We start from the raw sequence: 20,191 nt of genomic DNA, 5'->3' as shown, positions 1-20,191 counted from the left end.
ACGGGCTCCCTCAGACCTCGTACGGCTGGACGACGATGAAGTTGCCGGGAGCGGCCCGGAACTGGAGGTTCACGCTCTCTCCCGTGTCGCCCGGATAGGCGTTGCGGCGCATGCGCACCTGGCTGGAGACGACGACCTGGGCCGCGGCCGACCAGGCGACGACGGCGTTGCAGTCGGCGAAGGTCGTGGGCGTGACCGGCAGGACGACGGGCGTGCCGTGCGTCTTCACGACGATGGTGCCGGTGCCCGTGAACTGCATGGTGAAGAGGGCGCCGCCGGGGATCCCGTGCCCCTCGATGCGGCGCACCTCGTACTGGAGGCTCTCGTCGAAGGCGAGGACGTTCTCCGCGGAGACACAGATGCCGTCGCCCTGGAGCTCGATGGGGTGCAGCATCGTGGAGTCCTCGGCGAGGAACACCTGTCCCTGGCCGGTGCAGCGCATCAGCTGCATCTCCTGACCGGTCGCGTTGCCGACGATCCGGCCGGCGAAACCGGCGCCCTTGTAGCTGAAGTCGACCTTGCCCTGGTAGAGCACCATGCTGCCCTGCCGGGCCAGCACGGGCTGGCCGCCGACGCCGAGGTCGACGCGGATCAGCTTCCGGTTCTGCTGTGTCCAGCGCTGCCCGGTCGGCGTCTCCTTGAACTGCTGGAGGGCCGCGGCCACACCGGCGCCGCCCTGGGGCGCGCCCTGCGGCACGCCGTAGGTCTGCTGGCCCGGCACCTGACCGAACGCCGGCTGCTGTCCGTAGCCGGGCGGCGGGGTCGGCTGCCCGTAGCCCGGCGGCGGCGTGGGGGCCTGCGGCGCCGGGGGCTGGCCGTAACCGGGCGGCGGCGGAGCGGTCGGCGCGCCGGGCTGGCCGTACGGCTGCTGCTGCGGCTGCTGGCCGTACGGCGGCTGCTGGCCGGGCGGGCCGTACGGCGCGGGGGCCGGGGACGGCGGCGGGACCTGTACTCCGCCGGGCGGGGTCATGGGCGCGACGATCGTCGGTGCGGCGTGCACCGGCGGCTGGGTCGCGGCCGGAGACGGGCCGGCCGGCGGGGCGAAGCCCTGTGCCGCGGGCTGCGGCTGCTGCGGGGCGGGGGCCGGAGCGGGGGCGGACGGGGCGCCGAACGCGGGTGGCGCGGACGCCTGGGCGGGCGGGGCGAAACCGGGAGCGGCACCGGACTGCGGCTGGGGCGCGGCGGCGGGCGCCTCTTCCTCGGCGACCTCGCCGCCGAAGTTCTTCAGCAGCGCGTCCAGACCGCCGTCGAAACCCTGCCCGACGGCCGCGAAGCGCCACACGTCCTTGAGGTAGAAGTCGCCCAGCATCACGGCGCGCTCGGTGGAGAACTCCGAGCCGTCGAAGGAGTAGCGGGCCACCTCCTGGCCGCCCGCGACGATCCGCAGGTAGCCGGGGGCGATCTGCGACATCTGGCCGGCGCCGTCGAGGGTCGCGGTGAAGGACAGCTTCCGGATCTGCGGGGGGATCCGGTCCAGAGTGACGCGGAAGGACTCCGTGTCGCCCGCCTGAGGGCCCAGGAGCTGGACCGACTCCTCGGGGGTCTTCGGCTGGTTGAAGAAGACGAAGTACCGGTCGTCCGAGAGCCGCTCGTCGGCGTCGAGGCCGAAGCAGCTGATGTCGAAGGTCAGGCCGGGACCGGAGATCTGCACGCCTACGTACAGATCCGTGCCCGCGGTGAGGTCACTGATCCTGGCCTTGTGGCCGCGTTGGAATTGCCTGGACATGCGTAACGACCGTCCCCCATCCCGATTGCGAGTGCGTCGCGTCAGGCTAACGGCAAACCCGGAGATCGGACGATGTCGGTACAGACCCGGTACACAACCCGCGCGGTACACCGCCGGACGTCCCGCGCGCGGGGGCTCACTCCCCGCGGGTTCCGGGCGGGTGGGGCAGCCGCTCGGCCGCGACCACCCCTTCCAGGTAGCCGCGGGCCCGCTCGGTGCGCGGGTAGGCCTCCAGCAGCCGCCAGAAGTCGGGGCCGTGGCCGGGCACCAGCAGATGCGCCAGCTCGTGGAGGAGCACGTAGTCGACGACGTACTCCGGCATGCCCTTGAGACGGTGCGACAGGCGGATGCTGCCCTCGGCGGGGGTGCACGAGCCCCAGCGGGTGTTCTGGTTGGTGACCCAGCGCACCGTGGCGGGCCGGGCCCGGCCCGCGAAGTACTGGGCCGACAGCCGCTCGGCGCGTTCGGCCAGTTCGGCGTCGCCGGGGGCTCGCCGGCGGCTCTCCTGGGCGGCGAGCTTGTCGAGCATGACGCTCACCCAGCGTTGCTCCTCGGCCTCGGACATCCGGGCGGGGATGAGCACGACGGTGCGATCGCCCTCACGGTAGGCGGAGACCGTCCGGCGCCGACGGGCGCTCCTGCGGACTTCGATCGCGCTCGCCCATGAGCCGCTCGGCGGCTGGCTCGTCGTGCTGCGCTGTGGCGTTCCGGCGCGGTGCGGTGGGTCGGCGGGCACGCCCCGACGTTACCCGTTGCGCACGGGGGAAGTCCCGGCTCCGGGACGGTTCGGTTTCGATCCCGCACCTCACTTTTGCCTCGTACGACGGATTTGTACGATAAATTCCGTTCCCTGTGGACAACTTTCGGCGCCCTCCGGCGTCGCCGGGCATGCTGGCAGTCGTCGGCGGAGCCAGGTCGCCCCATGGCCCCGCTCCGTCGGCGTACGGGGAGATTCCAGGCTGACGGGGGCCTTCGATGCATCCGATGGTGAAGCCCGCGCTGCGGCGCGGCTGGCGTGACCTGAACACCGTGCAGTTCGGGCTGGCCCCGGCGCACGCGCTGACGCTCGGCCCGGTGGACACGGCGACGGGCAGTTTCCTGGACCTGCTGGACGGCACCCGCGGTCTCCCTCTCCTGCGTGAGGAGGGGCGCCGGATGGACCTGCCGGACGGGCACGTGGATCAGTTGGTGCGGCGGCTGGCGCGGGCCGGTCTGCTCGACGACGCACGCGGGGGCGGGGCGGAGGGAGCCGCCCTGCGGGAGAAGAAGGACGTCATGGACCGGCTGCGCCCGGACCTCGCGTCGCTGTCGCTGACCACGTCGGAACCGGGCGGGGCCATCGAGCACCTGGCCACCAGGCGTCGGCTGCGCGTGCAGGTACGGGGCGCGGGCCGGGTGGGCGCCGTGGTGGCCTCGCTGCTCTCGGGCGCCGGGGTCGGTGAGGTGGACGTGCGCGACGGCGGCGTGGTGGAGCCGGGGGACGTCGCCCCGGGCGGGCTGCCCGCCGAGACGGTCGGTGAGCGCCGGGACGAGTCCGCCCGTCGTGCGGTGCGCCGGGCCGCGCCGGACAGACCACCCCGCAGGAGCACCCGCTCACCGGCCGGGGCGGATGTGCCCGGTTTCTCCCTGGTGGTCCTGGCCCCGAGGGACGACGTGTCCGTGCACGCTCCGGCTCCGTCCGAGACGGAGTCCTTGATCGCCTCGGGCACACCGCATCTCCACGCCGGGGTGGTGGAGGCGACCGGAGTGGTGGGCCCGCTCGTCCTGCCCGGCGAGACGGCCTGCGCGGGGTGCCTTCACCAAACGCGTACCGACCGGGACCCGGCCTGGCCCCGGCTGGTCGCGCAGTGGCACTCCGGGACGCGGCGCGCCGTCCGCGCCTGCGACCTGACGCTGGCCACCACGGTCGCGGGGCTGGCGGCGGCGCATGCGCTGGCCTTTCTCGACGGCACGCTCCCGTCCAGCGCGGGCGCCCGCTGGGAGGTGTCCGTGCCGGCCCTCCAGTGGCATGCGCGACCGGTGTGGGCACACCCCGCATGCCCGTGCGAGGCAGCGGAGAAAGGTAATGAGGAACACACCTTCTCCGAGGACACGGAGTCGCGCGCGACAATGGCGGAGCAACGGCATTCGAAGGAGTTACGCCGTACGGCAGACGCGGCGCGGCTTTCTGGGACCTGGAGGGCGCATGTCTGATCTTCCCCGGAAGGCGGTCACCCGGACCGCCAAGCTCGCCGCGCTCCCGCTCGGCATCGCGGGCCGGGCCACCTGGGGCCTGGGCAAAAGGATCGTGGGAGAGTCCGCGGAGATCGTCGGGCGCGAGCTGCAACAGCGCACCGCGGAGCAGCTGTTCAAGGTCCTGGGCGAGTTGAAGGGCGGTGCGATGAAGTTCGGGCAGGCCCTGTCCGTCTTCGAGTCCGCACTGCCCGAGGAGGTCGCCGGCCCCTACCGCGCAGCCCTCACCAAGCTCCAGGAGGCGGCGCCGCCCATGCCGACCCGCACGGTGCACTCCGTGCTCGCGGAGCGGCTCGGCGAGGACTGGTCCGAACTGTTCCTCACGTTCGACGACAAGCCTGCCGCGGCCGCCTCGATCGGCCAGGTGCACCGTGCGGTGTGGCACGACGGGCGGGAGGTGGCGGTCAAGGTCCAGTACCCCGGCGCGGGCGAGGCCCTGCTCTCGGACCTGAATCAACTGAGTCGTTTCGCCAAGCTGCTGGGGCCTCTCATCCCCGGCATGGACATCAAGCCGCTGATCACCGAACTGCGGGACCGCGTCTCGGAGGAACTGGACTACGGGTTGGAGGCGCAGGCCCAGCAGGCCCACGCGGAGGAGTTCACCGACGATCCCGATGTCGTGGTCCCGGCGGTGGTCCACCAGTGCGACCAGGTCCTGGTAACGGAGTGGATCGACGGCGTCCCCCTGTCCGAGGTGATCTCCGCCGGCACCCCCGAGCAGCGCAACCGCGCCGGCCAGCTGCTGTCGCGTTTCCTCTTCTCCGGGCCGGCCCGCACCGGCCTGTTGCACGCCGACCCGCACCCCGGCAACTTCCGTCTCGTGCCCGGTGGCCCTGAGGGCGAGGACGACTGGCGCCTGGGCGTCCTGGATTTCGGCACCGTCGACCGGCTCCCGGGCGGTCTGCCCGAGCCGATCGGCACCTCCTTGCGCATGACCCTCGACGGCGAGGCGGGAGCGGTCTACGAGCTGCTGCGCGAGGAGGGCTTCGTCAAGGAGTCCATCGCGCTGGAGCCCGACGCCGTCCTCGACTACCTCCTGCCGATCATCGAACCGGCGGTGGTCGACGAGTTCACGTTCACGCGTGACTGGATGCGCAGCCAGGCGGCCCGGATCGCCGACCCGCGCTCCCCCGCCTACCAGCTGGGCAGGCAGCTCAACCTCCCTCCGGCCTACCTACTGATCCACCGGGTGACGCTCAGCACGATCGGCGTGCTGTGCCAGCTCGGTGCGACGGTGCGGCTGCGGGAGGAACTGGAGGAATGGCTTCCGGGATTCGTCGCCGACGAGGGCCTGGAGGCGGAGGAGTCGGTCGCCGAGGCGTGAGCGGCCGCCGGGGCGTGAGCGGCCGCCGGGGCTGGCGGATCGTGCGGCCGGGCCGGCCGCCCCTCGGTCGTGTCGCCGGCATCCGTGGCACAACGCGCCGCGGGGGGCCGGTCCGTTCGGACGGACCGGCCCCCGCGTGGAGAGCTTCGCCTCCCCTGCCGGGAGGCCACCGCTTCAGGTGAGAAGGGTCACTGCATCACGGCCATGGCGAGCGCCCGGCGAGCACGCAGCGAGGCGCGCTCGGCCCGACGCTGCATCCGGCGAGCGGTCACCAGGCGCATGGCCCGGCGTTCCTGCTCGGCCGCGTGCAGCCGGTCGCGCATATGAGCACGAGCCAGGGCTTCTGGGATGAGTTGCATCTCGCGGGTCCTGTTCTGACGCGAGTCGTTCGCGCCGGTGGTGGTGACGTCTTGGGTCGCGGAGCCTGCGGGCTCGCTGGTGGACGGCTTCATCGGGGCCTGCTTCTTGGGGTCGTGCGTGACGGGACGGTCGATCGTTCCTGCGATGGTGTTCATGCCGTGACCGGGTTCTTGCGCGGGCGGCCACGCGGCCGCTTCCGGGCGACGACGACACCCTGGACGAACAGCTCGCCACCCCAGACGCCCCAGGGCTCACGCCGCTCCTTGGCGCCGGCGAGGCAGGCCTCGACCAGCGGGCAGGTGCGGCAGAGGGACTTGGCGTACTCCACGTCCGCGGGCGACTCGGCGAAGAAGACCTCCGGGTCGTAGGAGCGGCACGGGACGGGTACGCCGAGGTTCTCGATGGCGTCGTCGAGCGCGGTGAGCGCCGTAAGCGGGGTCAAGGTGGAGTCCTCCGTGAGGCCGGGCGGGGGGATCGTTTCGGAAGGCGGTACGGACGGGGCGTGCGCTTCGAGTTGCACGGATCGTCTTCCTCGTCTGGTCGTTCCGGCCCTGTTGGGCCGGGGGGCGGCTTGGTACCGGGTTCTTTTCTTGTCCCGAGGCCCCTTCGCTCTGCCGTCCCCGGTCGGGGACAAACAGAAGGGCCGCGGATCCCGGGTGGGGTTCCGCGGCCCTGAAGGCGCCGGCCTGATCGACGATCAGGCTGGATCACTCCAGGGTTCTGGCCCACGGAAGGCCCACATCAGGTGGTGCTGCGTCGTCTGCTTCCGGGCTCCGGCACCGGTCGCCGTAAAGGCATAGGCCTTCGCCTGTGCCTTTACTGCCGCTTCCAGTGCCTCGGTCGGTCGCTCGCTGCGGTCACGGGCAACAAGGCCCACGGGGGCAACGGAGGAGGACGCCGGCCGGTCGGCACGAATGCCGGACAGACCGGTGCCCAGGTTCGAGGCGGCGAGAATGCACGTGGAGACGTTCGAGCGATCGGTCAGTTTGGCGGTGCTGACGGAGTTGGTGTTGATGATGATCACTGGAATCGCCTCCTCTCGGCGTCTCGGGGGACCAGGACGAACCGGTCCGACGGATATGCAAGTACAGCACGGAACCGGGGCCTTGGAGAAGGCCTCTGTTCTCGTGCCTAAGAACCTATGGGGATTCCCGGGGCATGCGCAAACTATTTTTCCGACGAGTTCGGATCAGTCGTCGCCGTCCTCCGCCGCCAGGTCCTGGCCTGCGCAGATGGCCAGGACATCGGTTCCGTAGCGGTTGAGCTTGCGGGTGCCGACGCCCGGGATCCGTGCGAGTTCGCCCGGTTCCTCGGGGGCGGTCTCGGCGATCGCGACCAGCGTCTTGTCCGTGAAGACGCAGAACGCGGGCTGCCCGGACCGCCGGGCCTGGACCGCGCGCCAGGACCGCAGCCGCTCGTAGAGCCCCTCGTCCATGTCGGAGGGGCAGTCCTCGCAGCGCATCAGCTTCATCTCGCCGCCGTCGGTCAGGGTGCGCCCGCACACCCGGCAACGGGCAGGGGTGCGCTGGGTCCGGCGCGGCCCGACCGCCACGCCCGTGGTCGCGCTCCCGAAGCCGCGCTCGACGCCACCGGCTCCGGCACCGGCGCCGCGCCCGGACGCGCTGCCCGAACCGGGGCGCAGCCCGTCGAGGAACCGGCTGGGCCGGCGGTTCGGGCGGCCACCCGGCGAACGGCAGAGCGCCCAGGAGACGTGGAGGCGCTCACGGGCCCGGGTGACGCCGACGTAGAGCAGACGGCGCTCCTCCTCGATCTGTTCGTCGGTGCGCGCGTAGGTGATCGGCATCATGCCCTCGGCGACGCCGACCAGGAAGACGACGTCCCACTCCAGCCCCTTCGCCGAGTGCAGGGAGGCGAGGGTGACGCCCTGGACCGTCGGGGCGTGCTGGGCGCCCGCGCGCTCGTCGAGTTCGGCGATCAGGTCGGCGAGGGTCGCGTCCGCTCGGGCGGCGGTGAAGTCCTGCGCCAGGTGCACCAGGGCGGCCAGCGACTCCCAGCGCTCCCGGACCGCACCGGAACCGGCCGGCGGCTGGGGCGTCCAGTTCTCGCCGGACAGGACCGCGCGCACCTGGGAGGGCAGGTCGACGACGTCCTCGAGGAGGGCGTCGTTGCCGCCGAAGCGGGCGGCGGCGCGCAGGGCGTTGATCGCCTTGCGCACCTCGGGGCGGTCGAAGAACCGCTCGGCGCCGCGCAGCTGGTAGGGGATGCCGACGTCGGCGAGGGCCTGCTCGTAGGTCTCGGACTGGGCGTTGGTGCGGAACAGGACGGCGATCTCGGCCGGCTGGACGCCGGCGGCCAGCAGCTCACGGATGCGGCGGGCCGCGCCCTCGGCCTCGGCGGGCTCGTCGGCGTACTCGGTGTAGACGGGTTCGGGTCCCGGTGCGCGCTGGGAGATCAGTTCCAGGCGGTGGTCGGCGGCCCGGCCGCGGGCCTGGGCCAGCAGACCGTTGGCGAGGTGGACGACCTGGGGGGTGGAGCGGTAGTCGCGGACCAGTTTGACGACGGTGGCCCCTGGGTGGCGGGTACGGAAGTCGAGGAGGTGGTCCGGGGTGGCACCGGTGAACGAGTAGATCGTCTGACTGGCGTCACCGACCACGCACAGGGAGTCCCGGTCGCCGAGCCACAGCTCCAGCAGACGCTGCTGGAGGGGGCTGACGTCCTGGTACTCGTCGACCACGAAGTGCTGGTACTGGGCGCGGACCTGCTCGGCGATGTCCTGCCGGTCCTGGAGGACGGCGACGGTCAGCAGGAGCACGTCCTCGAAGTCGATGACGCCGCGCTCGCGCTTGAGATCCTCGTAGGCCGCGTACAGCTGGGCGATCTCGGCGGGCGCGCGGGGCGTCTCACGGCCGGCCTTGGCGGCGGCCGCCGGATAGTCGGCGGGGACGGTCTGGGTGACCTTGCACCACTCGATCTCAGCGGTGGTGTCCCGCAGCTCGCCCCGGTCGAGGCGGATACGGCAGGCGACTGCGGCGTCGGCGACGAGCTGGACCTTGCGGTCGACGAGGCGGGGCAGGGAGCCACCGATCGCTTTCGGCCAGAAATACTGCAACTGACGCAGGGCCGCGGAGTGGAAGGTGCGGGCCTGGACGCCCTGGGCGCCGAGCTGGCGCAGCCGCCCGCGCATCTCTCCGGCGGCGCGGTTGGTGAACGTGACGGCGAGGACGCTGGAGGGATGCAGGATGCCGGCGCGCACGCCGTAGGCGATGCGGTGGGTGATCGCCCGCGTCTTGCCGGTACCGGCTCCGGCCAGCACGCAGACCGGCCCGTGCAGGGCGGTGGCCACCTCGCGCTGCTCGGGGTCGAGCCCTTCGAGCACCGCGTCGGCCGAGTCCGGTACCTGCGGGAAGAGGGTGGAGTGCGTCGCTGCTGTCACACAGCCATGCTGCCAGGTCGCCGGGGACGCGTGAGCAGGTTGTCCACAGGTGGGCACCGGCAGTCGTACTGATGCGGCGCGGGTCACCCCCGCCGTCCGCACGGCACGGGAATGGTGTGCCTTGCGCGTACGTTCTCCCCCTGCGACCACCTGTTACCCCGGACCCGCCGAAGGAGCACGAGAGACATGCTGGGCACTGTGACGATGTACAGCACCACGTGGTGCGGTTACTGCCAGCGGCTGAAGAAGCAGCTGGACCGCGAGGGCATCGCGTACACCGAGATCAACATCGAGCAGGACCCGGAGTCCGCGGCGTTCGTGGAGAAGGCGAATGGCGGAAACCAGACGGTGCCGACGGTTCTGTTCGCAGACGGTTCGACGCTGACGAACCCCTCGCTGGCACAGGTCAAGCAGAAGATCGGCGCGTAGCTCGCCGGCCGCCTCGGCGGTACGGCGAAGGCGAGGAGGGCGGTCCCTGGATGTCAGGGGCCGCCCTTCTCGGGTCCGGACTCACATGACGCTGCGGGTCGGCAGCGGCTTGCCGTACCAGAGTTCGATCAGGCGGGCCGCGATGGAGATGCCGTACGGGGGCAGGACCTCGCCGGACTCGAAGGCCGCGCCGAGTTCGTCGCGGGAGAACCAGCGGGCCTCGTGGATCTCGTCACCGTCGACGTCGATGTCGGTGGAGGTGGCACGGGCCATGAAGCCGAGCATGAGGCTGGACGGGAACGGCCACGGCTGGCTGGCGACGTACTCGACCTGGCCGACGGCGACGCCGGCTTCCTCGAAGACCTCCCGGCGCACCGCCTGCTCGATGGACTCGCCGGGCTCGACGAAACCGGCCAGCGTCGAGAAGCGGCCTTCCGGCCAGTGGACCTGGCGGCCGAGCAGGATGCGGTCCTCCTCGTCCGTGACCGCCATGATCACCGCCGGGTCGGTGCGCGGGTAGTGCTCGGCGCCGCAGGCGGGACAGCGGCGGATGTGACCGGCGGCGGCGATGACCGTGCGCTCGCCGCAGCGGGAGCAGAAGCGGTGGGTGCGCTGCCAGTTCTCCAGGCCGACCGCGTGCACCATGAGGCCGGCGTCGCGCGGCGACAGCAGCAGTCCGGCCTCGCGCAGGCCCGCGGGGCGGGCGGACTGGTCGATGCGGCCGGGCAGCGCGTCCTTCTGGAGGGCGAAGTAGCTGACGCCGTCGGCGTCGGTGCCCAGGAAGTAGCGGTGGGCCTCGGTGAGCGGGGCCTCGAAGGAGGGCGTCATGACGAGTTCGGTCCGGCCGTCGGACGTCTCGTCGATGAGGACCTGGCCGCCGGAGACGACGAAGCAGCGTGTCGTGGGGTGGCTCCACGCCGCCGCGAGCCAGGCCTCGTCGAGCCGGTGGTGGGCGGCGCGGTCGATGCCGCTCGGGGCGGTGAGCGAGATGGGTCGGTCGGCGTTCTGGTCGGTCCAGGTGGTCACAGGTGCTTCCAACTCCCCCGGTGGAACGGTTGTTTCGGCGGGCGGTTCAGCGGGTCGTGCGGCAGGGGGGCGACCGGGCCGGATGTGGTGTGGCCGTGCGGGGCGGCTTCTCCAGTGTGCCCCGCGCGCGGTGTCGCTCCGGACCGGGCGGGGTCGTCAGGGTGCATGGCGCCAGGTGTCGGCGAGGTCGCCCCAGAGGTAGGCGGTGGTCTCGACGCCCTTCAGGAGAAGGTCCAGCTCCACCTTCTCGTTCGGCGCGTGCCAGCCGTCGGAGGGGACGGAGATGCCCAGGAAGAGCACTGGGGCGCCGAGTACCTCCTGGAGGTCGGCGGCGGGGCCCGAGCCTCCCTCGCGGGTGAAGCGGACGGGGCCCTCGAAGGCGCGGCCCATGGCGCGCACGACGGACTGCAGGGCCGGGTGGTCCAGCGGGGTCAGGCACGGACGCGTGGCGGGGCGGAACGTGATCTCGTGACGGATGCCGGCGGGCACCTGCTCGTCGGCCCAGGCACGGACCGCCTTCTCGACGTGGTCGGGGTCCTGTCCCGCGACCAGCCGGAAGGACAGCTTCACGAAGGCGGAGGACGGGACGATCGTCTTGCTGCCTGGGCCCTGGTAGCCGCCGCCGATGCCGTTGACCTCGGCGGTGGGGCGCGCCCAGATGCGCTCCAGGGTGGTGTGCCCGGCCTCGCCGTGGGTGGCGTGCGACTTGGCGGTGCGCAGCCAGCGCTCCTCGTCGAAGGGCAGCTCGGCGAAGAGTTCGCGTTCGCGGTCGGTGAGTTCGACGATGCCGTCGTAGAAGCCGGGAACGGTCACGCGTGCGTGCTCGTCGTGCAGGGCGGCGACGAGGCGGGCGGCGGCGGTGGCCGGGTTGGGCACGGCGCCGCCGAAGGAGCCGGAGTGGATGTCCTGGTCGGGTCCGGACAGGCGGATCTCGCACTCGGCGAGCCCGCGCATGCCCGTGCACACCGTCGGGGTGTCCTCGGACCACATGCCGGTGTCGGAGACGATCACGGCGTCGGCGGCGAGCCGCCGGGCGTGCTCCTCGACGAGGGCGCGGAAGTTCGGGGATCCGGACTCCTCCTCGCCCTCGATCAGCAGCTTGAGGTTGACGGCCGGGGCGGTCCGGCCGGTGGCGGCGAGGTGGGCGCGCACGCCCAGGGTGTGGAAGAAGACCTGGCCCTTGTCGTCGGCCGCCCCGCGCGCGTGTAGACGGTTTCCGCGGACGACCGGCTCGAAGGGGTCGCTGTCCCAGCCGTCCTCGCGGGCGGCGGGCTGCACGTCGTGGTGGCCGTAGACCAGGACGGTGGGTGCCTGCGGGTCGCCGGACGGCCAATCGGCGAAGACGGCGGGTGCGCCGGGCGTCTGCCAGACCTCGACGGCCGGGAAACCGGTCTCCCTGAGCTTGGCTGCGAGCCAGTCGGCGCTTCGGCGTACGTCGGGCGCGTGGTCGGGCTGGGCCGAGACCGACGGGATGCGCAGCCACTCGGCGAGGTCGTCGAGGAACGCCGCACGGTGGCGCTCGATGTACGTGCGGACGGCGCTGTCCGGGGTCTGGCTCATGGTCACGAGCCTATCCGGCCGCACCGACCTCCTGGCCGGGCGGTTACGCACGGTTTACTTTCACGGCCGGTCCTCCACGACCGTCCGCCGGGGCCTCCTCGCCCGTCAACAGGCGCTCCAGCGCGGCCCGGTCCGGCAGATCCCCGGGCCGTACGACCTCGCCGGTGCGCACGTACACGAACGCCGCTGTGACCGATTCCACGGGCACACCCTGCTGCTCGGCCCACGCGAGCCGGTAGACGGCGAGCTGGAGCGGGTCGCCGTCGTGTCCCCGGCCGGTCTTCCAGTCGACGATCTCGTACGTCACGCCGTCGTGGTCGAAGACCTCGTAGACGGCGTCGATACGGCCCCGTACGACGCGACCGGCAAGGGCGAGCTGGACGGGGACCTCGACGCGGCAGGGGGTGCGGTGGGCGTACTCGGTGCGCTCGAAGGCGTCCTTGAGCGCTTCCAGGTCGCGTTCGTCGGCGATCTCCGCGTCCTCACCGGGCAGCTCCTCCGGCTCGAGGAAGGGCAGGGGCAGCTCCTCGAAGCGGGCCTCCACCCACGCGTGGAACCTCGTGCCCCGGCGCGCGGCCGGCTGGGGCGGGCTCGGCATGGGACGTGCGAGCTCCTGGGCGAGCCCGTCGGGGTCGGCGGCCAGGCGCAGCAGCTGCGACGCGGTCAGCGTCACCGGCAGGGGTACGTCCGTGACGCTCTGCCGGGCGCGCAGCAGTTCCCCGGTGAGCGCGTCCAGGTCACGGTCCCAGGAGGCGACCGTGCGGGCTTCCTCGGGCGTGAGGCGGGCCGGGCGCCGCTCGGGGGGCGACGCCTGGTGCGGGACGACGGGGCGGCCGGTGGTCCACTCGCCGCCGCGGGCCGGGGGCTGGGTGCGGGGGCGGCCGGGGGCGGCTTCCGCGAAGGGGTCCGGCTCGTCGTACGGGTCCGGCCCGTCGTAGGGTCCCGGCTCGTCGTACCTGTCGGATTCGCCGTACGAATGCGGCTCGTCGTACGGGTCAGATCCGTCGTACGGGTCCGGCTCGTCGTAGGGTCCCGGCTCGTCGTACCTGTCGGATTCGCCGTACGAATGCGGCTCGTCGTACGGGTCAGATCCGTCGTACGGGTCCGGCTCGTCGTAGGGTCCCGGCTCGTCGTACGGGTCCGGCCCGTCCTCGGCAGGCGGTGGGGGCCAGTCGGGGTCGTCGTGGGTCTCGGGTGCGTGTGCGGCCGTGGGTGCGCCCGTCCCGGCCGCGGCGAGGTTCTCCAGGTGGGTGAGGACGGTTTCGGCGGCGGTGCGGCGGCGGGCCAGCGCGGCGTCGTCCAGGGGCAGCGGCCAGACCTGGTCGGCGGACGCCCGGTGCAGGACGGGGTTCTCCTCAGCCTCCCCGGGTTCGTCGGCCCAGGCCTCGATCTCGCCGTAGCCGGCGGCGCAGTGGTCGTGCAGGGCGTGGAGGAAGGCGGAGGGGCCGCGGGGTTTTTTCTGGGTGGGGCCCCACCAGTGGCCCGAGCCGAGGAGCAGGGAGCGGGGGCGGGTGAAGGTGACGTAGCCGAGGCGCAGTTCCTCGGTGTGCTGGTGGTCCTTCATGGCCTCGTGGAAGGCCTTCATGCCCCGGGAGTCCCAGGCCTCGACGTCGGGCAGCGTGTCGGCGTCGCCGCGCAGCTCGTGCGGCAGCACCTTGGCCTGGGCGGTCCACTTCTCGCGGCCCTGGCCGCTGGGGAAGGTGCCGGTGACCAGTCCGGGGACGGCGACCACGTCCCACTCGAGGCCCTTGGACCTGTGCGCGGTGAGGACCTTGACGGTGTTCTCCCCGCCGGGCAGGGCGTTGTCCAACCCCTTCTCGTACTGGGCGGCGGTGCGCAGGAAGCCGAGGAAGGCGAGCAGGCTCGCCTCGCTCTCCGCGGCGGCGAAGGAGGCGGCGATGTCGAGGAAGTTCGACAGGGTCTCGCGGCGGCGGGCGGCCAGGGCGTGCGGGGACGCCGACAGTTCGACCTCGAGGCCGGTGACGGCGAGAACGCGGTGCAGGACGTCCATCAGCGGGTCGGCCAGGGAGCGGCGCAGGTCGCGCAGTTCCGTTGCGAGCCGGGCGAAGCGCACGCGCGCGTCCGGCGAGAAGGGCAGCCCGTCGTCGGTTCCCTCCAGGGCTGTCTCCAGGAAGGTGTCCAGGGCGTCCGCGAGGGATATCACCTCGGAGGGGTCGACCCCCTCGACGGCCTCGGCGAGCCGCCGGTCCGGGTCGTCGCCGTCGCCCCCGCGCGCGCGGGACACGAGCAGCCGCGCGCGCCGCCCCAGCAGGGCGAGGTCACGGGGACCGATGCGCCAGCGCGGGCCGGTGAGCAGGCGGACCAGGGCGGCGTTGGCGCCGGGGTCCTGGAGGACTTCGCAGACGGCGACGAGGTCGGCCACCTCGGGCAGGTGCAGCAGGCCTGAGAGGCCCACCACCTCGACGGGTACGTCACGGGCGACCAGGGCACCCTGGATTTCGGCGAAGTCGGTGGCCGTACGGCACAGGACGGCGATCTCGCCGGGCGCCTTGCCGGTGTTCACCAGGTGCGCGACGGAGTCGGCGATCCAGTCGATCTCCTCGGCGTGGGTGGTCAGGAGCGCGCAGCGGACCGTTCCGTCGCGCTCGGCGCCGGGGGCGGGGCGCAGTGCCTCCACGCCCGCGTGCATGGCGCGCAGCGGTTCGGCCAGGCCGTTGGCGAGGTCGAGGAGGCGGCCGCCGCTGCGGCGGTTCTCGCTGAGCGCCTGCCGGGTCGCGGGGCTGCCGTCGGCGAGGGCGAAGTGCTCGGGGAAGTCGTCGAGGTTGGCGACGGACGCGCCGCGCCAGCCGTAGATCGCCTGGCAGGGGTCGCCGACGGCGGTGACGGGGTGGCCGGTTCCGCCGCCGAAGAGGCCTGCCAGGAGGGTGCGCTGGGCCACGGAGGTGTCCTGGTACTCGTCCAGGAGCACCACGCGGAACTCGTCTCGCAGGACGCGGCCCACCTCGGGGATCCGGGCGAGCTGGGCGGAGAGGGCGATCTGGTCGCCGAAGTCGAGCAGGTCGCGCTCGCGCTTGGCGGCCCGGTAGCGCAGCACCAGCTCGGCGAGTTCGCGCCGGGCGGCGGCGGTCTCGGGCACCTTGCGCAGATCGGCGTTGCTGAGCCTGGTGTCCTCCAGGGTGCGCAGCAGACCGGCGTCCCACGCGAGCAGGTCCTCCGGGCGGACCAGGTGCTCGGACAGCTCGGAGTCGAGGGCGAGCAGGTCGCCGACCAGGTCGGCGAAGGAACGGGTGAGTGCCGGGTAGGGGCCGGGTGCCTCGCGCAGCACGCGCGCGGCGAGTTGGTAGCGGGTGGCGTCGGCGAGCAGCCGGGATGTCGGCTCCAGGCCGATGCGCAGGCCGTGGTCGGTCAGCAGACGGCCCGCGAAGGAGTGGTAGGTGGAGATCACCGGTTCGCCCGGCGGGTTGTCCGGGTCGATGACGTCGGGGTCGGTGACGCCGGCCCTGACCAGGGCCTTGCGGACGCGCTCGGCGAGTTCGCCGGCGGCCTTGTTGGTGAAGGTCAGGCCGAGGACCTGCTCGGGGGCGACCTGGCCGGTGCCGACCAGCCACAGCACGCGCGCGGCCATCACCGTCGTCTTGCCCGACCCGGCTCCGGCCACGATCACCTGCGGGGCGGGCGGTGCGGTGATGCAGGCCGTCTGCTCCGGGGTGAAGGGGATCCCGAGGAGCTCCTTGAGCTGCTCGGGATCGGTGATACGGGCGGACATGGAGAGAGGCTAACGGCGCCCACCGACAGTCGATGACAAAACGTCTGCCGCGGCATGGAACGCGCAGGTCAGGAGGTTGGTGCGGTCCGTCACACCAGACCGTTCGTGCCACGTCGCGCGCCGCACGGGTGGCTTCCGCGCCGTGGTCCGACGGCGGGCTCACTCCACCACGTGGCGTCCCTCGGGCCGGGCGCTGCACGAGGCGCGGAAGGCGCAGTGGGTGCAGTGCTGGCCGGCGGTGGGCGTGAACCGTTCGTCGAGGACCTTGCCGGCCGCGGTGGCCAGCAGTTCACCGACCCACTCGCCCTCGAGCGGCTCCTGCGCCTGCACCTTGGGCAGGGTCTCGCCGCCGTCCCGCTTGGCGGCGCCCTGGCGCAGCTGCACGAGTTCGGCGCCGCCCGGCTCGGGGCGGACGCCGTCGAAGGCCTCGTCCACGGCGCCTTCGCGGACGGCGAGCTGGTACACGGCGAGCTGCGGATGCCGCTCCACCTCGCGCGCGGTGGGCGCCTGTTTGCCGGTCTTGAAGTCGACGACGTAGGCACGGCCGTCGCCGTCGGCCTCGACGCGGTCCATCTGGCCGCGGATGCGGACCTCGTACTCGCCCGCCTCCAGGGTGACGTCGAAGTCGTGCTCGCTCGCGACGGGCGTGCGGCCGGCACGGTCCATGACGTGCCACTTCAGGAACCGTTCGAGCGCCATGCGCGCGTGTTCCTTCTCCTGCGCCGACTTCCAGGGCGCGTCGAAGGCGAGCGCGTTCCACACGGAGTCGAGGCGCTCCGTGAGAACGGCGAGGTCGGCCGGGGTGTGTCCGGAGGCGACCTCGTCGGCGAGGACGTGCACCACGTTGCCGAAGCCCTGGGCGGCCGTGGCGGGGGCGTCGGCCTTCACCTCTCGGCCCAGGAACCACTGGAGGGCGCAGGTGTTGGCGAGTTGGTCGAGGGCGCTGCCGGAGAGCACGACGGGCCGGTCGCGGTCGCGCAGCGGCACCTTGCTCTCGGTCGGCTCGAACATGCCCCACCAGCGGTAGGGGTGCGCCGACGGCACCAGGGGCCGGCCGTCCTCGTCGGCCAGGGCGGCCAGGCGGGCGAGGCGGCGCGCCGCGGCTTCCCTGAGCGGCTCCGAGACGCGCGGGTCGACCGTGGTGGCACGCAGTTCCGCGACCAGCGCGGCGACCGACAGGGGGCGGCGCGGGCGGCCCGTGACGTCCCTGGGCTCGACGCCGAGTTCGGTGAGGAAGCGGGAGGGCTGGTCGCCGTCGTCCGCGGGCGCCTTGACCGCAGTGACGACGAGCCGGTCACGCGCGCGCGTGGCGGCCACGTAGAACAGGCGGCGCTCCTCCGCGAGCAGGGCGCCCGGCGTGAGCGGTTCGGCGAGTCCGTCGCGGCCGATGCGGTCGGCCTCCAGAAGGGAGCCGCGGCGGCGCAGGTCGGGCCACAGGCCCTCCTGCACGCCCGCGACGACGACCAGGCTCCACTCCAGCCCCTTGGCACGGTGCGCGGTCATCAGACGTACGGCGTCGGGGCGCGCGGCGCGCCGGGTGAGGGTGTCGGCGGCGATGTCCTCGGCCTCGATCTCGGCCAGGAAGTTCAGCGCACCGCGCCCGCCGGTGCGCTCCTCCGCGCGCGCGGCGGTGGCGAACAGCGCGCATACGGCGTCCAGGTCGCGGTCGGCGTTGCGGCCGGCCGCGCCGCCGCGGCGGGCAGACCGTTCCAGGCGCGCGGGCCAGGGCGTGCCCTCCCACAGGTCCCAGAGCGCCTCCTCGGCCGTGCCGCCGCCCGCCAGACGTTCCCGGGCCTTCCTCAGCAGCGCGCCCAGCCGCTGGGCACCGCGCGCGTACACGGGGTCGTGCACGGCCAGGCGCTCCGGTTCGGCGAGGGCGCGCGTGAGCAGTTCGTCCGACGGCGGGGGCAGGGGGTTGCCCGCGGCCCGTTCCTCGTCCCGCAGGGCACGTCCGAGGCGGCGCAGGTCGGCGGCGTCCATGCTCGCGAGGGGCGAGGTGAGCAGGGTGAGGGCGGTTTCGGTGTCGAGCCAGGAGGCCTCGGGTGCGACTCGCCCGGCGACGGCGGTGTCGGCGTCGGGTGCGGCTGGGTCGGGTGTGTCGGCGTCGGCTGTGTCGGTGCCGGGTGCGGCTGGGTCGGGTGCGGCTGTTCCCTCCGCGTCGACGGGCGCCTCACCGCCGACGGGCGTCTCAATGCCCGCGGGCCCGCCGCCCTCCCCCGAGCCGCCCTCTCCCGGCCCGTCGGGCCGCACCGTGCCCGAGGCCGCCTCCGCCGTGGCCACCGCGCGCAGCGCCGTCAGCAGGGGGGCCACCGCGGGCTCGTGGCGCAGGGGCAGGTCGTCGCCGTCGATGTCGAGGGGGACGCCCGCGGCTGTCAGGGCGCGGCGGAGCGTGGGAATCGTGCGGGAGCCGGCCCGCACCAGGACGGCCATCTCACCCCAGGGCACGCCGTCCTCCAGGTGCGCCCGGCGCAGGATGTCGGCGATGTTGTCGAGCTCGGTGCCGGACGTCGGATACGTGTAGACCTCGACACGACCGCCCTCCCGCGCGGGGGCGAGGTCCCGGTGGGCGCGGACCTTGTCGGCCGGGAGGCGGGTCAGGGGCATGCGCTGGGTCACGAGCCGGGTGGCGGCCAGCACCGCGGCCGCGGAGCGGCGGGAGGTGCGCAGGACCTCGACGGGGGCCGGGCGCCCGTCGAGGCGCGGGAAGACGCGCGGGAACTCCAGGATGCCGTTCACGTCGGCGCCCCGGAAGGCGTAGATCGACTGGTCCGGGTCTCCGAAGGCGACCAGGGAGCGGCCGCCGCCCGCGAGGGCGTGCAGCAGCCGTACCTGGGCGGGGTCGGTGTCCTGGTACTCGTCGACGTAGACGGCGTCGTACTGCGTAGCGAGCCGCTGGGCGATCTCGGGGCGGTGGGCTAGCAGGACGGCGCGGTGGACGAGTTCGGCGTAGTCGATCACGCCGTGCAGGTCGAGGACGTCGAGGTACTCGGCGAGGAAGGAGGCCGCCGCCCGCCAGTCGGGGCGGCCGATGCGGCCGGCGAAGGCGTCCAGGGCATCGGGGCCGAGGCCCAGTTCGCGGCTGCGGGCGAGCACCGCCCGGACCTCGTCGGCGAATCCGCGCGTGGTGAGGCAGGCGCGGAGGTCGTCGGGCCAGCGCACGTGCGCGAGGCCCCGCCGCTGGAGTTCGATCTGGCCGGCGAGCAGCTCGCGGACGGCCACGTCCTGTTCGGGGCCGGAGAGCAGCCGCAGCGGTTCGGCGAACAGGTCGCTGTCCTGTTCGGCGCGGACCAGGGCGTAGCAGTACGAGTGGAAGGTGGTGGCGCGGGGTGCCCGGGCGGCGCCCATGCGCAGCGCCATCCGGTCGCGCAGTTCGACGGCCGCCTTGCGGCTGAACGTCAGCACGAGGATGCGCGCGGGGTCGCCGCCGCGCGCCACGCGGGCCGCGACCGACTCGACGAGCGTGGTGGTCTTCCCGGTGCCCGGACCCGCGAGGACCAGCAGCGGGCCGGTGGTGTGGTCAACCACGGAGCGCTGTGCGGCGTCCGGACGAGGGGGATCCACCCGCATCGGCCGGGTCCGGACCAGCCGGTACGCGCCACGGCTCCCCTGCCGCCCCTGGGGGTGCGGCAGGCGCCTGGTGGAGGAGGAGGAGCTCACGTGGTTCGCCGGTCCTGGTGGGTGTGCAGGTCGTCACGTCCGGCGCGGGGCGCCGTCGCGAGGGGTTCGTGGTGGTACGGGTGCCGCCCGAGGCGGGCGGTGGTCCGGGGATGAGGGCGACGCGTGCGGCCGACGCTACGCCGACGGACGGCTCGGAAGGACAGCTTCCGCTTCTTCCCTCAGGGCCCGTGCGCCCCGTAGGTCACCCAGGTCCCTCGCCCCTCGAACGTACGCCATGTCACGGACGTGCCCCGTTTCCCCCGTACGGGCCACAAGCTCCCCTCGGACGGGGCCGATGGCGGAAGCTGTCAGATGTGACCCTCCCCACGCTCACCGCCGTCCCACCTCGCCCGTCTCATGTCCAGGCGCGGCAGATGCCCCTCGGTGGCCCGGCTCGCCTCCTTCAGGGGCGTACCCTCCGCGCGGTACCGGTCGAGGGCCCGCAGTTCGTGGCTCGGCAGCAGCACTCCGTCGGCGCGCACGACACGCCACCAGGGGACGGACCCGCCGTAGAGGGCCATCACCCGGCCGACCTGGCGCGGGCCGCCCTCCTCGAGCCATTCGGCCACGTCGCCGTAGGTCATGACCCGCCCGCGCGGGATCAGCTCCGCGACCTCGAGGACGCGCTCGGCGTACTCCGGCAGCGCGTCGTCGGCGTGGTTCGGTGGCGTGTCACCGGTGTGCTCCGGGCGGGCGGCGTCCGGAAGGCTCTGCTCGCTCATCCGCCCCATCCTGCACCACCCCACCGACAATGCG

Annotated in this window: 14 protein-coding genes; 3 read left to right on the top strand and 11 right to left on the bottom strand. The window is 73.1% G+C overall.

Going from position 1 to position 20,191, the window contains the following annotated elements:
- Positions 1–10: 10 nt before the first annotated feature.
- Together ACIP5W_RS02430 and ACIP5W_RS02425 are read right to left on the bottom strand one after the other, a co-directional pair.
- A complete protein-coding gene (locus tag ACIP5W_RS02430; protein ID WP_401465462.1) occupies positions 11–1,726 on the bottom strand; it encodes a TerD family protein in 1,716 nt (571 codons plus the stop codon).
- A gap of 136 nt (positions 1,727–1,862) precedes the next feature.
- The gene (locus ACIP5W_RS02425) at positions 1,863–2,462 is read right to left on the bottom strand and encodes a M48 family metallopeptidase (protein ID WP_401465459.1); all 600 of its coding nucleotides are present in this window, start codon (positions 2,460–2,462) and stop codon (positions 1,863–1,865) included.
- Positions 2,463–2,701: 239 nt separating this feature from the next.
- Here ACIP5W_RS02425 and ACIP5W_RS02420 point away from each other — a divergent pair, with 239 nt between their 5' ends.
- On the top strand, positions 2,702–3,919 hold the full coding sequence (locus tag ACIP5W_RS02420; RefSeq protein ID WP_401465456.1) for a ThiF family adenylyltransferase: 1,218 nt from the start codon (positions 2,702–2,704) through the stop codon (positions 3,917–3,919).
- Positions 3,912–5,282 carry an ABC1 kinase family protein gene (locus ACIP5W_RS02415; RefSeq protein WP_401465453.1) on the top strand — a complete coding sequence of 457 codons (1,371 nt, stop codon included), beginning with the start codon at positions 3,912–3,914 and terminating at the stop codon, positions 5,280–5,282. The genes ACIP5W_RS02420 and ACIP5W_RS02415 overlap by 8 nt, the downstream gene beginning before the upstream one ends.
- Positions 5,283–5,470: 188 nt before the next feature.
- Here the strand turns inward: ACIP5W_RS02415 and ACIP5W_RS02410 are convergent, their stop codons facing one another.
- From ACIP5W_RS02410 to ACIP5W_RS02395, 4 genes are all read right to left on the bottom strand, one after another.
- Entirely contained in the window at positions 5,471–5,797 is a 327-nt protein-coding gene (locus ACIP5W_RS02410) for a hypothetical protein (RefSeq protein ID WP_401465450.1), read from the bottom strand.
- Complete coding sequence (locus ACIP5W_RS02405) at positions 5,794–6,162, bottom strand: WhiB family transcriptional regulator (protein WP_030038270.1); 369 nt, start codon at positions 6,160–6,162, stop codon at positions 5,794–5,796. The genes ACIP5W_RS02410 and ACIP5W_RS02405 overlap by 4 nt, the downstream gene beginning before the upstream one ends.
- 177 nt (positions 6,163–6,339) lie before the next feature.
- Positions 6,340–6,666 carry a hypothetical protein gene (locus tag ACIP5W_RS02400; protein WP_401465447.1) on the bottom strand — a complete coding sequence of 109 codons (327 nt, stop codon included), beginning with the start codon at positions 6,664–6,666 and terminating at the stop codon, positions 6,340–6,342.
- A 165-nt stretch (positions 6,667–6,831) separates the two neighbouring features.
- A complete protein-coding gene (locus ACIP5W_RS02395) occupies positions 6,832–9,036 on the bottom strand; it encodes an ATP-dependent DNA helicase UvrD2 (RefSeq protein ID WP_401465444.1) in 2,205 nt (734 codons plus the stop codon).
- Positions 9,037–9,222: 186 nt separating this feature from the next.
- Here ACIP5W_RS02395 and ACIP5W_RS02390 point away from each other — a divergent pair, with 186 nt between their 5' ends.
- Complete coding sequence (locus ACIP5W_RS02390) at positions 9,223–9,465, top strand: mycoredoxin (protein WP_382784432.1); 243 nt, start codon at positions 9,223–9,225, stop codon at positions 9,463–9,465.
- Positions 9,466–9,546: 81 nt separating this feature from the next.
- On the opposite strand, the gene nudC is transcribed toward ACIP5W_RS02390, so the two are convergent.
- The 5 genes from nudC to ACIP5W_RS02365 all read right to left on the bottom strand — a co-directional run bounded on the left by nudC (position 9,547) and on the right by ACIP5W_RS02365 (position 20,157).
- Complete coding sequence (gene nudC / locus ACIP5W_RS02385) at positions 9,547–10,491, bottom strand: NAD(+) diphosphatase (protein ID WP_401465441.1); 945 nt, start codon at positions 10,489–10,491, stop codon at positions 9,547–9,549.
- Positions 10,492–10,647: 156 nt separating this feature from the next.
- Positions 10,648–12,051: a dipeptidase gene (locus ACIP5W_RS02380; RefSeq protein ID WP_401465438.1), complete on the bottom strand. Its 1,404-nt coding sequence runs from the start codon at positions 12,049–12,051 to the stop codon at positions 10,648–10,650.
- 43 nt (positions 12,052–12,094) lie between these two features.
- Positions 12,095–15,778, bottom strand: coding sequence for a UvrD-helicase domain-containing protein (locus tag ACIP5W_RS02375; protein ID WP_401465436.1), 3,684 nt, complete (start codon positions 15,776–15,778; stop codon positions 12,095–12,097).
- 159 nt (positions 15,779–15,937) lie between these two features.
- The gene (locus ACIP5W_RS02370) at positions 15,938–19,435 is read right to left on the bottom strand and encodes an ATP-dependent helicase (RefSeq protein ID WP_401465433.1); all 3,498 of its coding nucleotides are present in this window, start codon (positions 19,433–19,435) and stop codon (positions 15,938–15,940) included.
- A 308-nt stretch (positions 19,436–19,743) separates the two neighbouring features.
- Positions 19,744–20,157 (bottom strand): MGMT family protein, encoded by a 414-nt coding sequence (locus tag ACIP5W_RS02365; protein ID WP_401465430.1) that lies wholly within the window; start codon positions 20,155–20,157, stop codon positions 19,744–19,746.
- Between the last annotated feature and the right edge of the window lie 34 nt (positions 20,158–20,191).

Source organism: Streptomyces sp. NPDC088766 (assembly GCF_044750845.1).
Taxonomy (GTDB): Bacteria; Actinomycetota; Actinomycetes; order Streptomycetales; family Streptomycetaceae; genus Streptomyces.
This window is presented reverse-complemented; position numbering and strand designations above follow the sequence as displayed.

What these genes read in the sequence shown, in the direction of transcription:
- ACIP5W_RS02430 (WP_401465462.1), bottom strand. Translation starts at nt 1,726, where the DNA reads ATGTCCAGGCAATTCCAACGCGGCCACAAGGCCAGGATCAGTGACCTC.
- ACIP5W_RS02420 (WP_401465456.1), top strand. Translation starts at nt 2,702, where the DNA reads ATGCATCCGATGGTGAAGCCCGCGCTGCGGCGCGGCTGGCGTGACCTG.
- ACIP5W_RS02415 (WP_401465453.1), top strand. Translation starts at nt 3,912, where the DNA reads ATGTCTGATCTTCCCCGGAAGGCGGTCACCCGGACCGCCAAGCTCGCC.
- ACIP5W_RS02410 (WP_401465450.1), bottom strand. Translation starts at nt 5,797, where the DNA reads ATGAACACCATCGCAGGAACGATCGACCGTCCCGTCACGCACGACCCC.
- ACIP5W_RS02390 (WP_382784432.1), top strand. Translation starts at nt 9,223, where the DNA reads ATGCTGGGCACTGTGACGATGTACAGCACCACGTGGTGCGGTTACTGC.
- ACIP5W_RS02380 (WP_401465438.1), bottom strand. Translation starts at nt 12,051, where the DNA reads ATGAGCCAGACCCCGGACAGCGCCGTCCGCACGTACATCGAGCGCCAC.
- ACIP5W_RS02375 (WP_401465436.1), bottom strand. Translation starts at nt 15,778, where the DNA reads ATGTCCGCCCGTATCACCGATCCCGAGCAGCTCAAGGAGCTCCTCGGG.
- ACIP5W_RS02365 (WP_401465430.1), bottom strand. Translation starts at nt 20,157, where the DNA reads ATGAGCGAGCAGAGCCTTCCGGACGCCGCCCGCCCGGAGCACACCGGT.